Origin of the sequence: Bradyrhizobium sp., assembly GCF_028868675.1 — a bacterium.
Taxonomy (GTDB): Bacteria; Pseudomonadota; Alphaproteobacteria; order Rhizobiales; family Xanthobacteraceae; genus Bradyrhizobium.
This window is the reverse complement of sequence record NZ_JAGWUA010000020.1, coordinates 1-12,889: the sequence shown is the minus strand read 5'-3', so window position 1 is coordinate 12,889 and position 12,889 is coordinate 1. Positions and strand designations below refer to the sequence as shown.

General features: G+C 67.1%; 15 protein-coding genes and 1 pseudogene. 10 read left to right on the top strand and 6 right to left on the bottom strand.

Annotated features, from left to right (window positions below; all coding sequences use genetic code 11):
• The first annotated feature begins 18 nt into the window (after window positions 1-18).
• The 4 genes from KGM94_RS04890 (at window position 19) to KGM94_RS04875 (ending at window position 1,849) form a co-directional block, all read left to right on the top strand.
• Complete coding sequence (locus KGM94_RS04890; protein ID WP_300255511.1) at window positions 19-534, top strand: hypothetical protein; 516 nt, start codon at window positions 19-21, stop codon at window positions 532-534.
• Window positions 535-540: 6 nt separating this feature from the next.
• Window positions 541-972: an NUDIX hydrolase gene (locus tag KGM94_RS04885; RefSeq protein ID WP_300255509.1), complete on the top strand. Its 432-nt coding sequence runs from the start codon at window positions 541-543 to the stop codon at window positions 970-972.
• A gap of 56 nt (window positions 973-1,028) precedes the next feature.
• Complete coding sequence (locus KGM94_RS04880; RefSeq protein WP_300255507.1) at window positions 1,029-1,406, top strand: TIGR02301 family protein; 378 nt, start codon at window positions 1,029-1,031, stop codon at window positions 1,404-1,406.
• A 176-nt stretch (window positions 1,407-1,582) separates the two neighbouring features.
• The gene (locus KGM94_RS04875) at window positions 1,583-1,849 is read left to right on the top strand and encodes a hypothetical protein (RefSeq protein WP_300255505.1); all 267 of its coding nucleotides are present in this window, start codon (window positions 1,583-1,585) and stop codon (window positions 1,847-1,849) included.
• 166 nt (window positions 1,850-2,015) lie between these two features.
• Here KGM94_RS04875 and KGM94_RS04870 read toward each other — a convergent pair whose 3' ends face one another.
• The 5 genes from KGM94_RS04870 to KGM94_RS04850 form a co-directional block, all read right to left on the bottom strand.
• On the bottom strand, window positions 2,016-2,348 hold the full coding sequence (locus tag KGM94_RS04870; RefSeq protein WP_300255503.1) for a cupredoxin family copper-binding protein: 333 nt from the start codon (window positions 2,346-2,348) through the stop codon (window positions 2,016-2,018).
• Window positions 2,345-2,866 carry a DUF4142 domain-containing protein gene (locus KGM94_RS04865; RefSeq protein ID WP_300255501.1) on the bottom strand — a complete coding sequence of 174 codons (522 nt, stop codon included), beginning with the start codon at window positions 2,864-2,866 and terminating at the stop codon, window positions 2,345-2,347. The genes KGM94_RS04870 and KGM94_RS04865 overlap by 4 nt, the downstream gene beginning before the upstream one ends.
• Before the next feature lie 88 nt (window positions 2,867-2,954).
• A complete protein-coding gene (locus tag KGM94_RS04860) occupies window positions 2,955-3,638 on the bottom strand; it encodes an RNA polymerase sigma factor (RefSeq protein WP_300255500.1) in 684 nt (227 codons plus the stop codon).
• 88 nt (window positions 3,639-3,726) lie between these two features.
• Window positions 3,727-4,599, bottom strand: a complete 873-nt coding sequence (locus KGM94_RS04855; RefSeq protein ID WP_300255498.1) for a sulfurtransferase — start codon at window positions 4,597-4,599, stop codon at window positions 3,727-3,729.
• Window positions 4,600-4,652: 53 nt separating this feature from the next.
• Window positions 4,653-5,987 (bottom strand): dihydroorotase, encoded by a 1,335-nt coding sequence (locus KGM94_RS04850; RefSeq protein WP_300255497.1) that lies wholly within the window; start codon window positions 5,985-5,987, stop codon window positions 4,653-4,655.
• A gap of 105 nt (window positions 5,988-6,092) precedes the next feature.
• On the opposite strand from KGM94_RS04850, the gene KGM94_RS04845 reads away from it, so the two are divergent.
• From KGM94_RS04845 to KGM94_RS04820, 6 genes and pseudogenes are all read left to right on the top strand, one after another.
• The gene (locus tag KGM94_RS04845; protein WP_300255495.1) at window positions 6,093-6,974 is read left to right on the top strand and encodes a folate-binding protein; all 882 of its coding nucleotides are present in this window, start codon (window positions 6,093-6,095) and stop codon (window positions 6,972-6,974) included.
• The gene (locus tag KGM94_RS04840; protein ID WP_300255493.1) at window positions 6,971-7,597 is read left to right on the top strand and encodes a DNA-3-methyladenine glycosylase I; all 627 of its coding nucleotides are present in this window, start codon (window positions 6,971-6,973) and stop codon (window positions 7,595-7,597) included. The genes KGM94_RS04845 and KGM94_RS04840 overlap by 4 nt, the downstream gene beginning before the upstream one ends.
• Window positions 7,594-8,211 carry an HD family hydrolase gene (locus KGM94_RS04835; protein WP_300255491.1) on the top strand — a complete coding sequence of 206 codons (618 nt, stop codon included), beginning with the start codon at window positions 7,594-7,596 and terminating at the stop codon, window positions 8,209-8,211. The genes KGM94_RS04840 and KGM94_RS04835 overlap by 4 nt, the downstream gene beginning before the upstream one ends.
• Before the next feature lie 51 nt (window positions 8,212-8,262).
• Window positions 8,263-8,769 (top strand): protein-tyrosine phosphatase family protein, encoded by a 507-nt coding sequence (locus KGM94_RS04830; RefSeq protein ID WP_300255489.1) that lies wholly within the window; start codon window positions 8,263-8,265, stop codon window positions 8,767-8,769.
• Window positions 8,770-8,772: 3 nt separating this feature from the next.
• Window positions 8,773-8,998, top strand: a pseudogene (locus tag KGM94_RS04825) (NAD regulator); the annotation flags it as partial.
• Window positions 8,999-9,135: 137 nt separating this feature from the next.
• Window positions 9,136-11,805 (top strand): DUF2339 domain-containing protein, encoded by a 2,670-nt coding sequence (locus tag KGM94_RS04820; RefSeq protein ID WP_300255487.1) that lies wholly within the window; start codon window positions 9,136-9,138, stop codon window positions 11,803-11,805.
• Between the two features lie 4 nt (window positions 11,806-11,809).
• Here the strand turns inward: KGM94_RS04820 and KGM94_RS04815 are convergent.
• Window positions 11,810-12,889, bottom strand: a 1,080-nt coding sequence (locus tag KGM94_RS04815; protein ID WP_300255485.1) for a HAMP domain-containing methyl-accepting chemotaxis protein, incomplete at its 5' end; no start/stop codon positions are given.

Sequence of the window (12,889 nt, the reverse complement as noted above, 5' to 3'; positions counted from 1 at the left end):
ACCTAAACAGTGGGGAGGATGACCGCTGCGGCCTCCCATCTCGGGCAATCCCAGATTCCCAGCCAGCAACCGGCCGGCCTCGACGCGGAGGCCTGGGCGGCGCGGTTACGCGCGGCCAACATCAATCCCCGCTCGGGCCTTGCCACCGACTATCTGAACCATTTCAATGAAGCCGTCATGCTGCTGGAAATGGTCCCGGACATGCCGGAATGCGCCGAGGATTTCTTGACCTGGACGCCGCTGTCCTATGCCGAGCATTTTACCGCCTCGAATTTCAAGGCGCGCGATCTCGCGATCGAGGCCTATGAGAACGCCGAGCCTGCCGTGCGCGCCCAGTTCGACCATCTCACCGACACCATGACCTCGATCCTGACCGCGGTCGGAACGGCCATGCGCGAGGCCAAGCAGGACAAGACCCGCATGCGGCTCGCCGAGCAGGCCACGCTCTGGGTCAAACCGCTGATCGCCGCCTGCGGCGGCATCATCAATGGCGGCGCCGAGGCCGACGTCGAAACCATCATGGCAAACGGCTGAACCCGCGTGACGACAGCCCAGCCCAGCCGCGCCCAACTCGCCGTCAGCGCCGCGATCTTCCGCGACGGCAAGGTGCTCCTGGTCCGCCGCGCCCGCTCGCCCGCCAAGGGGTTCTATTCGCTGCCGGGCGGCAGGGTCGAGTTCGGCGAATCTCTGCACACGGCGCTGACGCGCGAGGTCGACGAGGAGACCGGGCTTGCGATCGAGATCGTCGGGCTCGCCGGCTGGCGCGAGGTGCTGCCGTCCGCCGGCGGCAGCGGCCACTACCTCATCATGTCCTTTGCCGCCCGCTGGGTGGCCCGGGAACCCAGCCTCAACGACGAGCTCGACGATTTCCGCTGGGTCCGCCCCGAGGAGCTCGGGACCCTCGGCGAGCTCAGGATGACCGGGGGACTGGCGGAGGTCATCGAGGCGGCGCAGCGCCTGCTGCGGCCCTGAAGCTCGGCGTACGGCCTGCCTTGCTTCCACCGTCCGCAAGGGGCATATCACGGCCGATGTGGACGCGATTTCCTGCCGTTTTGGTCCTGATTCTCGCCTGCGCCGCGGGGCCTGCCCACGCCCAGAGCGCGGCGGCGCCGTTCGACGGCGATCTGCAGCGGCTGGCCGAAATCCTGGGCGGCCTGCATTACCTGCGCGGCATTTGCGGGGCCAATGAGGGCAACAAGTGGCGCAATGAGATGCAGGCCCTGATCGACGCGGAAACGCCCTCCGGCGAGCGACGCACCCGCATGATCGCGGGCTTCAACCGCGGCTACAACGGCTTCCAGCAGACCTACCGGGCCTGCACCCCCGCCGCCACGGTCGCGATCCGCCGCTACATCGAGGAAGGCTCGAAGATCTCGCGCGACCTCACCGCACGCTACGCCAACTGAGCATCTGAATCACGAATTCATCCCAGCGTCGGCTGTGCCCTCCGAACAACTGCTCCACATTGTTCACCCCCGTTAACCTTTCCTAAAGATGTGGCCTAGGCGGTTCCGCCTCGCGTGCTACACCGGCCTTGCAAGGCGCGTCGCCGTGGACCGCGCTCCAGCCCGCTTCGAGTTTCATGAGCCCTCCGATTTCCTACGCCCCCGCCCGCGCGCCGCTGCCCGATCACGAGCAGAAGCAGGCAGCCCTCAGCTATCTCAACGAGGCCTGGGCGGAAGCGCGCCATGACGGGGTCGACGGCGACTGTCTCGCGCAGGCGAGCCTGTTCGCGGCGCTCGCCGAACTCGTCGGCACCTATGGCGAGGACGCCGTGGCGAAATTCGTCGAGGGCCTGCCGGGCCGCGTCCGCAACGGCGAGTTCTCGATCTCGCTGGCGCGGCAGTAACTCAAAAAAATCGACCCCGCCGTACATCGACGGGGCCAGGTCTTCGGATGAATGACTCGCGACAGGTCGCGAAGTCCGTCGCCTTTATCGCACAACACGCTTCGCCTCGAACCGGCAATGATCCGACGGGCGCGCGGGATTTCTTCGCACGCGCCCGCGGGATATTTCACGGCTCGATCTTGAGCTTCGCCGTCATGTTGGGATGATAGCGGCAGTAATAGTCGACGCTGCCGGCCTTCTTCAGCACGAAACGCCCCGATGCCTTGGCCGGCAGGTTGACGTCGAAATCGCCGTTCTTCGCCGTCGCGGTATGGGCGAAGACGTCCTTGTTGATCCAGACAACGGTGTCCCCGACTTTGGCCGTGACCTCGGCCGGCGCGATCACGAGATTCTCCATCGTGATCTCGATGGTCGCCGCGCACGCCGGCACGATCGTCCAGACGAGTACGATCGCGCTTGCGACCGGCAACAGTCGTCCCGGTATCGTCAGGCGCCTCATTTCAGGTCAGCCGCGACGTGCTCGGCGTGCTGCTCGTGGCCCTGGAAGATCTTGAGGCCGGTCTGCAGCAGGCTCTTCAGCTCGCCATTGCTGGCGGAGGGGATGAGCTGGGTCTCGAGCGCGCCGTTGACCGTCTTGTGATAAGCGACCTCGTTGTTGACATAGGCCTTGTCGAAGGCAGCGCCGTTGAGCTTGGACAGCTCGGCGAGCTTGTCGCTCGCCTGCTTGGACAGCGCGCGACTGGTGTCGTTGTCCTCGGGCGTGACGTTCAGCTTCTTGACCAGCACCAGCGCCTGCTTGTTGACCGCCTCGTGGTCGCGCACCATGTCCTGCGCAAACGCCTTCACCTCCTTGCTCTTCGACTTCTGCAGCGCCTGCTTGGCAGCGTTGATGTCGATCACGCCGGCGGTGTAGGCGATATGGGCGATCTGCGGATCGGTCGGTTTGGCGCCTTGCGCCAGCGCGGGACTGCCAAAGAGAACCATCGCGGCGATCGCCGCGCTGCATCGGATGAACATGGCTTGGACTCCTCGTGGGCCGGAACCCGTCCGGCGTTTTTCTTGCACGGGAGTTGGATGGAATCTCTTCGCGGAGGTTCCCGAAAAACTACATACCGAGCCGCTTCAGCACGGCCTCCGTCAGGTGCTCGCAGCGCCGGCCGGCGAAGGGGAACGCGTCCAGCATCACCGGGCCGATCTTCTTCTCGACGTTCTCGCGCAGCATGGCTCGCGCGCGATGCAGCCGCGTCTTCACCGTCTCCGGCTTGATGCCGAGCAGCGCAGCCGTCTCCTCCACGCTCATGCCTTCCATGACGCGGGCGATGAAGGCCATGCGGAACACCTCGGGCAATTCATCGATGGCGTGCTCGACGACACGCTGGATTTCACGCTGGGCCATGGATCTTTCCGGATCTCCTGCGGCGGACGAAAGGGGAAACGGGATGATCTCCGCATCGAGCGCGGTCTCCGGCAGCGTGCTCGAGCCGGTGCCGGGCTTGCGGCTGCGCACCCGGCCGAGCGCCTCGTTGATGGCGATGCGCGACAGCCAGGTCGACAGCCCGGATTCGCCGCGAAACCCGTCGAGATGGGTGAATGCCCGGACATAGGTCTCCTGCACCACGTCCTCGGCCTCGCTGTCGTTGCGCAAAATGCCGCGGGCGAGCCGATAGAGCCTACGGTTGTTGGCCTGCATGATGGCGCGCAGCGCGGCTTCTTCACGGGCCTGGGCGCGGCGGACCAGGTCGGCTTCCGGCGCGGCGGCGGCTGTTGCCGTTCGATGGGTTGCGGTCACGTTCGTCTCCAGTGCTCCCGGACGTTGGATGCGCGTCCGGCAGAAAGGTTCCCGGCTTTTCACCCTCCCCGGAAGGGAGCGCAATCCCTCAATCCGTCTCGATCGGCAGCGCGACGTCCCTCGCCCACTCGCCCATCGAGGCGTCGTAGAGCGTCAGCTTGTCATAGCCGAGTTGCGCCAGCATGAAGAGGTCGATGGTCGCCGAAATGCCGCCGCCGCAATAGCAGATCACGGTCTTGTCGCAGGTGATGCCCTGGCCTGCAAACTTCGCCTCCGCGTCCGCTGCCGTGGTCAGCGTCTTGTCCGCAGCCCTGACCAGCGTCGCCGCAGGCACGTTGCGGCTGCCGGGGATGCGGCCGGGCCGGCCGTAGCGGCTCGGCTCCAGGCCGCGATGAAATTGCGGTCCCAGCGCGTTGACGATGACGGTCGCGGGATCCTCGAGCTTCGCAAGCACGGCCGCCTTGTCGACGAAGAGGCCCGCGCGGGGCGAGGCCTTGAACGTCGCCGCCGGATGGCCTCTTGGCGCGCCGGTCTCCACCGGTCGCGCTTCCGCCGTCCATTTGTCAAAGCCGCCGTCGAGCACCCTTGCGGCGACGCCGAGCGAGCGCAGCATCCACCAGAATCGCGTCGCCCACATCATGGTGCCGAGGCTGTAGAGCACGATCGTCTTGCCCGCATCCAGACCATGGCGGCCGAACGCCGCCTCGAGCTGCGCCACAGCGGGCATCATGAAACGGAGCGGCGTGGCTGTGTCGGAGAATTCGCCCTGCAAGTCGAGGAAATCGGCGCCGGGAATATGCCCGGTCTCAAACGTCTTGCGGCCGGGCACCACCAGATAGGGCGCATCGCTGCCCGCCGGCGTCGGCTCGAGATAGGTCGTGCAGTCGTAGACGCGCAGGCTCGGCTCGCCGAGCATGCCGGCAAGCTCGGCGGTGGTGACGAGGGAATTCGGCTGGCTCATGGACGCCTCCGTTGTTCGGACATAGCTTCATGACATACCGCCTCATGCAGCCCCTACGGCATCAGCGTCTCCAAGAACCGCACGGGCTCGCCCTGCGAGGGCATCACGAGTTCGCCCTGCCACATCACGCGTCGGCCGCGCACGAAGGTGCCGACCGGCCAGCCGGTCACGCGCAGGCCGTCATAGGGCGTCCAGCCGGCGCGGGAGACGATCCAATCGTTGGTGATGGTCTCGCTGCGCTTGAGATCGACGATGGTGAGATCGGCATCGTAGCCGGCGGCGATGCGGCCCTTGCAGGCGATGTTGAAAAGGCGCGCGGGGCCCGCGCTGGTGAGATCGACGAAGCGCGCGAGCGACAGCCGCCCTGCATTGACGTGGTCGAGCATCACCGGCACCAGCGTCTGCACGCCGGTCATGCCGGAGGGCGAGGCCGGATAGGTCTTGCCCTTCTCCTCCAGCGTGTGCGGGGCATGATCGGAGCCGAGCACGTCGACGATGCCCTGTGCGACCCCGCGCCAGATGCCGGCGCGGTGATCGGCCGAGCGCACCGGCGGGTTCATCTGCGCGAGCGTGCCGAGCCGCTCGTAGCATTCGGGCGCCGCCAACGTCAGGTGATGCGGCGTCGCCTCGCAGGAGGCGACGTCCTTGTGGTCGCGCAGGAACTCGATCTCCTGCTTGGTCGAGATGTGCAGCACGTGGATGCGTTTTCCGGTCTCGTGCGCGAGCTTGACCAGGCGCTGCGTCGCCACCAGCGCCGCCGTCTCGTCGCGCCAGACCGGATGCGAGCGCGCGTCGCCCTCGACGCGCAGCGGCTTGCGGTCGTTGAGCCGATACTCGTCCTCGGCATGGAACGCGGCGCGGCGGCGGATCACCTGGAAGATGCGGCGCAGGCTGTCGTCGTCCTCGACCAGCAGCGCGCCGGTGGAGGAGCCGATGAACACCTTGACGCCCGCACAGCCCGGCGCGCGCTCGAGTTGCGGCAACTCCTGCACGTTGTCGCGGGTGCCGCCGATGAAGAAGGCGAAATCGCAATGCATGCGATGACGCCCCGCCTTCACCTTGGCGGCGAAATCGGCCTCCGTCACCGTGAGCGGCGCGGTGTTGGGCATCTCGAACACGGCGGTGACACCGCCGAGCACGGCGCCGCGCGAGCCGGTCTCGAGATCTTCCTTGTGGGTCAGGCCGGGCTCGCGGAAATGCACCTGCGTGTCCATCACGCCGGGCAGGATGTGCAGGCCCTTGCAGTCGATCGTCTCGGCCGCGGACGCATGCGACAGCGAGCCGATCTCGGCGATGCGCCCGTGGGCGATGCCGATGTCGCGGACGCCCTCGCCGTCCTGATTGACCACCGTGCCGGATTTCAGGATCACGTCGAATCGCTCGGTCATGGCTGTCAGTCTCTCTGATCCCGAGAAGCCGCGCGAGCGGCGGGCCTTGTCGTCCATCCCTCGGGGGATTACGTTCCGGAGCAACATGTCGCAAGAGATTTTCGCATGAAGGCAGCGTTTCTCACCGACCGGGGCGTGGTCAAGGTCGCAGGCGAGGATGCGCGCAGCTTCCTCAACGGTCTCGTCACCACCGACGTCGGCAAGCTCGAGCCGGGCCTGGCCCGATTCGGGGCTTTGCTGACGCCGCAGGGCAAGATCGTAGTGGATTTCCTGATCACCGAGGCACCCTTGGGCCATGGCGGCGGCTTCCTGATCGACTGCCCGCGGGCGCTGGCGCAGGGTCTTGCCGACAAGCTCAAATTCTACAAGCTCCGCGCCCAGGTCACGGTGGACAATCTGTCCGACGATCTCGGCGTGCTCGCGGCCTGGGACGGCACCCCTGCCGCCCGGCCGGATCTGACTTTCGCCGACCCGCGCGACGAACGACTCGGTGTCCGCATCCTGATTCCGGCCGATCTGAAGGACAAGCTCACCGCGCTGATCGGCGCCGAACTGGTCGATGCCGCCGACTATGAAGCCCATCGTATCGCGCTCGGGGTGCCGCGCGGCGGTCTCGATTTCAGCTACGGCGACGCCTTCCCGCACGAGACCAACATGGACCGGTTGAACGGCGTCGATTTCGACAAGGGCTGCTATGTCGGCCAGGAGGTGGTGTCACGCATGCAGCATCGCGGCACGGCGCGAACCCGCATCGTGAAGGTGCTGCTCGACGACTTCTCGCCCGAGATCGGCGCCACCATCCTCGCCGGCGACAAGCCGGTCGGCACGATCGGCTCGACGGCTGCCGGTCGGGGCATCGCGCTGGTGCGCACCGACCGCGTCGCGGACGCGCTCGATGCGGGCCAGAAGCTCACCGCTGGCGGCCTCGGGCTGTCGCTCGCCGAGCCCGACGTCGTGCGCGGCGCCGGAAGGCGGACGATCGCATGAGTCGGTCTCCTCTCCTGCATGCCGACGGCCTGACCCGCTGCCCCTGGCCCGGCGACGACCCGCTCTACGTCGCCTATCACGACACCGAATGGGGCGTTCCGGAATATGACGACCGCGCGCTCTACGAGAAGCTGATCCTCGACGGCTTCCAGGCCGGGCTCTCCTGGATCACGATCCTGCGCAAGCGCGACAATTTTCGCAAAGCCTTCGACGAGTTCAGACCCGAAAAAATCGCACGCTACAACGCGAAGAAGGTGCATGCGCTGATGAACGACGCCGGCATCGTCCGCAACCGCGCCAAGATCGACGGCGCGGTCGCGAGCGCGAAGTCGTATCTGGAGATCATGGAGAAGGGTCCGGGCTTCTCAAGACTGCTGTGGGACTTCGTCGGCGGCAGGCCCAGGATAAACCACTTCAAGACCACCGCGAGCGTGCCGGCCTCGACGCCGCTGTCGGTGCAGATCTCCAAGGAGCTGTCATCGCGCGGCTTCAAGTTCGTCGGCCCCACCATCGTCTACGCCTTCATGCAGGCGACCGGCATGGTCAACGACCATCTGGTCGACTGTCACTGTCACGAGACCTGCGGCAAGACGCAGCGCAAGCCGCGCCTCACGGTCGGATGACGACCGGGAAACCTGCCGCGAAGGACGTGGCGTCCCGCGCCTGGCAGCGCATGCTGTCGGGGCGGCGGCTCGATCTGCTGGATCCCTCCCCGCTCGACGTCGAGATCGCCGACATCGCCCATGGGCTGGCGCGGGTCGCGCGCTGGAACGGACAAACCATCGGCGCGCACATCTTCTCGGTCGCGCAGCACACCCTGCTGGTCGAGACCGTGATGCGGCACGAGACGCCGCGGGTGGATCGGCGCGTGCGGCTCGCCGCGCTGCTGCACGATGCGCCGGAATACGTGATCGGCGACATGATCTCACCGTTCAAGGCAGTGCTCGACGGCCACTACAAGGCGGTCGAGAAGCGGTTGTTGTCGGCGATCCATGTCCGCTTCGGCCTGCCGCCGGTGCTGCCCGGGGAGATCATGCAGGCGATCAAGGCCGCCGACCGCGGCGCAGCATTTCTGGAGGCGACCGAGCTTGCGGGTTTTGGCGAGAGCGAAGCAAAACGCCTGTTCGGCCGCGATCCCGGCCTGCCCGACGCCGTCCGGCGCGACTATCTGACGCCGTGGACGGCGGCGAAGGCCGAGAAGCGGTTCCTGGAGCGCTTCAGCGCGGTGTTTACGTAGCTTTGCTCACCCTGCGGCCGGCGGCTATAATTGCCGGCAAAAAGGTACGCCATGATTCATGTCTGCTCGCTCGCCGCCCTGCCCGAAACCGTTCGCCTCACCGGCGCCAGCCACGTGCTGACCGTGATGGCCAATGTCGAGCAGGTCGCGCGTCCCGTCTCGGTGCTGCCGGCCAATCACCTCAAGGTGTCGATGGACGACATCAACGAGGAGATGGACGGTTTCGTCGCCCCGTCCGAGCGACATATCGAGCAGGTCCTGAACTTCGTCCGCAACTGGGATCGCGGCGCGCCGCTGGTGGTGCATTGCTACGCCGGCATCAGCCGCTCGACCGCAAGCGCGTTCGCCGCGGTGTGCGCGCTCAATCCGCACCGCGACGAGCTCGAGATCGCCCGGAAGATCCGCGACGCCTCGCCGATCGCCTCGCCCAACCGCCGCATCGTCGGCCTCGCCGACCGCGCGCTCGGCCGCGACGGGCGCATGCTGCGCGCGCTCGACGAGATGGGACCGGGCGCGATGATGGTCGAAGGCCGGCCGTTCGCGATCGATCTCGAATGACGGAGATTCGACCATCGCCGCATCCTCGCCACCGCAATCGCCCGGTTGCGCGCGAAGCTGAAAACATCGCCCTGTGATCCTTGAACTTTTGCCGGCCGCGTTCACACTCACGACATTGCAGCACACGGTGGAGGCAATCTCCGGCCGGCACCTCCACAAGCTGAACTTTCTGGTCGAGACCGAGGCCGTCATCGAACCGACCAGGCTGATGTCGACACAAACCGGCGGGCGGCCGGCGCCGGGCTTGCGCGTCCGCACGCGACGCTGGAGCATGATCCGGACAAGTGGGCAGCGGTTTTCCGAATAGGATCGTGCCGAGGAATATCCATTCGCGCGGTCGGCGCCGGCCGATCGCCTGGAGGTCTCATGTTCGATACTCCGTTTGACGTCATCATCGTGATGATCGCAATCGCCGCCTTCCTGATTGCACTGAAAGCCGCCAACCAGATCGCCGAGCTGCGCGCACGCCTCAACGCGCTGGAAGCGGCCGCGCTCGCGCCGCGACAGATCATGCCGCCGCCACTCACACCATTGCAGGAGCTGGAGCAGACGCTTGCACCGGGCGCACCGGGCGCGGCCGAGCCGCCGTCGCTCGTGCCCGTAGCCGAAGCACCGCCGCCGCTCGCCCCAGACACTGCCGCGCCGCCGCCGCTGCCCACGCCGGCGCCGGGCCTGGAGGAACGCCTCGGCACGCGCTGGGTGGTCTGGATCGGCGGGCTGGCACTCGCGCTCGGCGGCTTCTTCATGGTGCGCTATTCGATCGAGGCCGGGCTGCTCGGCCCCGGCGTGCGCGTGTTCCTCGGCGGCCTGTTCGCGCTGGCGCTGCTTGGCGCCGGCGAATGGACGCGGCGCAAGGAGAATATCTCCAATATCCAGGCGCTGCCGATCGCCAATATCCCCGCGATCCTCACCGCGGCCGGCACGGCGGTAGCGTTTGCGACGGTCTATGCGGCCTACGCGCTCTACGACTTCCTCGCGCCGGCCTCGGCGTTCGTGCTGCTGGGGCTGGTCGCGCTCGGCACGCTCGCCGCCGCACTGCTGCACGGCCCGGCGCTCGCCGGCCTCGGCGTCGTCGGCGCCTTCGTCACGCCTGTACTCGTCTCCAGCAACAAGCCGGACTTCTGGGCGCTCTACATCTATCTCGCGATCGTCACCGCTGCGTCGCTCGGCCTCGCGCGCGTCCGGCTGTGGCGCTGGCTCGCGGTCACCGCCATCGTCTTCGCGCTGCTCTGGACGTTCCCGGGTCTCGGACCGTCGCTGGTCGCACCGCTCTCGTTCCATGTCATCGCGGGCTTCGTCCTTGCCGCGCTGCTGGTGGCGTGCGGCTTCATGTTCGGCCCCGACATCGACGACGGCCGGATCGAGCCGGTCTCTTCTGGCTCGCTCGCAGCCCCGCTGTTCGCCGCGATGCTGATGGTGCTCGCCAGCGCCCACGCCGATCTCGCGCTGATCGTCTTCACCATCCTCGTCGCCGCGACGCTGTTCGTCGCCTGGCGCGCACCGCCGGCGACCGGCGCGCTCGGTGCAGCCGCCGCCATGGTGTTCATCGTGTTCGCCGAATGGGCGGTACGCGCCAATCCGGACATGCTGGTGCTGCCCGGCGGTGCTCTGTCCGGCATCGGACCGACGGCGACCGGCAGCTCGGTCAACCTGCATCTCGCGATGGCCGCGATCTTCGCCGCCGGCTTCGGCATCGCCGGCTTCCTCGCGCAGGGCCGCGCGACCAGCGCCATCGTCCCCGTGGTGTGGTCGGCGACGGCGGCCTTCACGCCGATCGCGCTGCTGGTCGCGCTCTACGCCTGCATCGCCCATCTCGACCGCTCGATCCCGTTCGCAATCCTCGCCGTGCTGCTCGCCACAGCCTTTGCCACCGCGACCGAATCCCTCAGCCGGCGCGACACCCGGCCCGGACTTGCGATCTCGACCGCGCTATTCGCCACGGGATCGCTCGGCGCGCTGGCGCTGGCACTGACCTTCGCGCTGGAGAAGGGTTGGCTCACCATTGCGCTGGCACTGACGTCGCTCGGCACCGCCTGGATCTCGATGCAGCGGCCGATCCCGTTCCTGCGCTGGCTCGCTTCGATCTTCGCGGCCATCGTCACGGCGCGCACCGTCTACGACCCGCGCATCGTCGGCGAGGCCGTCGGCACCACGCCGATCTTCAACTGGCTGTTGTGGGGCTACGGCATTCCGGCGGCTTCGTTCTGGGGCGGCAGCATCCTGCTGCGCCGCGGCGGCGACGACGCGCCGCTGCGGACCGTGGAAGCGGCGGCGATCCTGTTCACCGTGCTGCTGGCGTTCATGCAAATCCGCCATGCCCTCAACAATGGCGATGTCTATCGCGACAATGCCGACCTCGCTGAAGTGGCGTTGCAGGTCTGCGTCGCGCTGGCGATGGCGATCGGGCTGGAGCGTCTGCGCCTGCGCACCCGTAGCGTGATCCACACGGCCGGAGCCGGCCTGCTCACGATCTTCGCCGGCCTTGCAACCTTGTTCGGCCTGTTGCTGTTCGAGAACCCGATGCTGCGATCGATCGATATCGGCGGCGTCTTCCTCAATTTGCTGCTGCTGGGCTATGCGCTGCCGGCGGTGCTGGCGCTGCTGCTGTCCTATGCCGTCGCCGGTCACCGGCCGGTGGCCTATGCCAACACGATCGCAGCGGCGGCGCTCGTTCTCGCCCTCGCCTATGTGACGTTCGAGATCAGGCGGCTGTATCACGGCCCGATCATCATCCAAGGTCCGATCGGCGCCGCGGAGCAGTACACCTACTCGATCGCGTATCTCGCGTTCGGCGTCATCCTGCTCGGTGTCGGCGTTCTCTTCAACTCGCAACGCGCGCGGCTGGCCTCGGCGGCCGTCATCGCGCTGACGATCCTGAAAGCCTTCCTGATCGACATGTCGACCTTGACCGGCGTCTACCGCGCGCTGTCGTTCATGTGCCTCGGCCTGGTACTGGTCGCGATCGGCTGGCTGTACCAGCGGATCCTGTTCCGCAGGCAGGCGGCGACCGCACCGGCCGCACCTGCGGGAGGTTAAACGCTCAGGCGGCCCTGACCGAGTTGAGGAATTTGCCGACCTCGAGCTTGAGCCGGTTGCTTTCGCCCGACAGCGATTTCGCCGCCGAATAGACCTGCGCCGAGGCCGATCCGGTTTCGGTCGCGCCCTGCTGCACGTCGGTGATGTTGGAGGAGACCTCCTGCGTGCCGGTCGCCGCGTGCTGGATGTTGCGGGAAATCTCCTGCGTCGCCGCGCCCTGCTCTTCCACGGCGGCAGCGATGGTCGAGGAAATCTCCGACATCCGGCCGATGGTGGCGCCGATCTCCTTGATCGCCGCCACCGAATCCTGGGTCGCGGCCTGGATGCCAGAAATCTGCTGACTGATCTCGCCGGTCGCCTTCGCGGTCTGCTCGGCCAGCGCCTTGACCTCGGAGGCGACCACGGCAAAGCCGCGGCCGGCCTCGCCGGCGCGCGCGGCCTCGATCGTGGCGTTCAGCGCCAGCAGATTGGTCTGCCCGGCGATGGTGTTGATGAGTTCGACGACGTCGCCGATCCGGCTCGCCGCCTTCGACAGCTCGCTGACGCGGTCGTTGGTCTTCTGGGCCTGATCGACCGCCTCGCTGGCCACGCGGGACGATTCCTGGACCTGGCGGCTGATCTCGTTCACCGAGGTGCTCAATTCCTCGCTGGCCGCAGAAACCGACTGCACGTTGGTGGACGCTTCCTCGGAGGCTCCTGCAACGCTGGTCGCCAGGCTCCGTGAGCGTTCAGCCGCCCGCGTCAGCGTGGTGGCGGAAGCTTCCAGTTCGGTCGCTGCCGAAGACACGGTCTCGACGATCTCTCCGACCGCGCCTTCGAACGCATCGGCGAGTTCGCGCATGTCGGCCTTGCGCTGCTCCGCCTGCCGCGCTTCGACCTCGCGCTGCTCGCCGCGCAGCCGCTCGGCTTCGACCATGTTGTTCTTGAACACCTCGACCGCGCCGGCCATTTCGCCGATCTCGTCGTGACGGCCGAGGCCCGGTATCGTCAGCCTGACGTCGCCGCCGGCGAGCCGTGTCATGGCTGATACCATCGAGGCCAGCGCGCTGGAGATCGAGCGGCCGATCAGGAACGAGAATCCGAA